The organism is Pedococcus sp. P1_H8 (genome assembly GCF_056405175.1).
This window is the reverse complement of sequence record NZ_JBFUCP010000027.1, coordinates 1-857: the sequence shown is the minus strand read 5'-3', so window position 1 is coordinate 857 and position 857 is coordinate 1. Positions and strand designations below refer to the sequence as shown.

Sequence of the window (857 nt, the reverse complement as noted above, 5' to 3'; positions counted from 1 at the left end):
GCAGGGACGGAAGTCCTTCACCGCTCACCGTGCTCCTCCGGTCTCGAAGTCGTCCAGGCCGACCAGGTCGTGGCCCATCCGGTCCCGCTTGGTGCGCAGGTAGGTGAGGTTCTCGGCGTTCGCGCGCAGCGGCATCGGCACCCGCTCGGTGATCTGCAGGCCGTAGCCGTCCAGGCCCACCCGCTTGGCCGGGTTGTTGGTCAGCAGCCGCATCGAGGTGATGCCGAGGTCGACGAGGATCTGCGCGCCGATGCCGTAGTCGCGGGCGTCGGCGGGCAGGCCCAGCTCGAGGTTCGCGTCCACCGTGTCGGAGCCGGCGTCCTGCAGCTGGTAGGCCTGCAGCTTGTGCATCAGGCCGATGCCGCGGCCCTCGTGGCCGCGCATGTAGAGCACCACGCCGCGTCCCTCCTGGGCCACCATGTCGAGCGCGGCGTCCAGCTGCGGGCCGCAGTCGCAGCGCAGCGAGCCGAAGACGTCGCCGGTCAGGCACTCGGAGTGCACCCGCACCAGCACGTCGCTGCCGTCGCCGTCCGGTCCCGCCAGGTCGCCGCGGACCAGGGCGACGTGCTCGACCTCGTCGTAGATGCTCTGGTAGCCGACGGCCCGGAAGTCGCCGTGGGCGGTGGGGATCCGCGCCTCGGCGATCCGCACCACGTGCTTCTCGTGCTTGCGCCGCCAGGAGATCAGGTCGGCGATCGAGATCATCGCCAGGTTGTGGTCGTCCGCGAACACCCGCAGCTCGTCGGTCTGGGCCATGTGGCCCTCGTCCTTCTGGCTGACGATCTCGCAGATCACGCCGGCCGGACGCAGGTCCGCCATCCGGGCCAGGTCGACGGCCGCCTCGGTGTGGCCGGGGC

1 protein-coding gene is annotated in these 857 nt (G+C 71.2%); it reads right to left on the bottom strand.

Annotated elements, in window-relative coordinates; translation table 11 throughout:
- Nucleotides 1–24: 24 nt before the first annotated feature.
- Nucleotides 25–857 (bottom strand): GTP cyclohydrolase II (ribA, locus tag AC1DYG_RS18620; protein ID WP_477641357.1); only part of this gene is annotated, 833 nt, incomplete at its 5' end.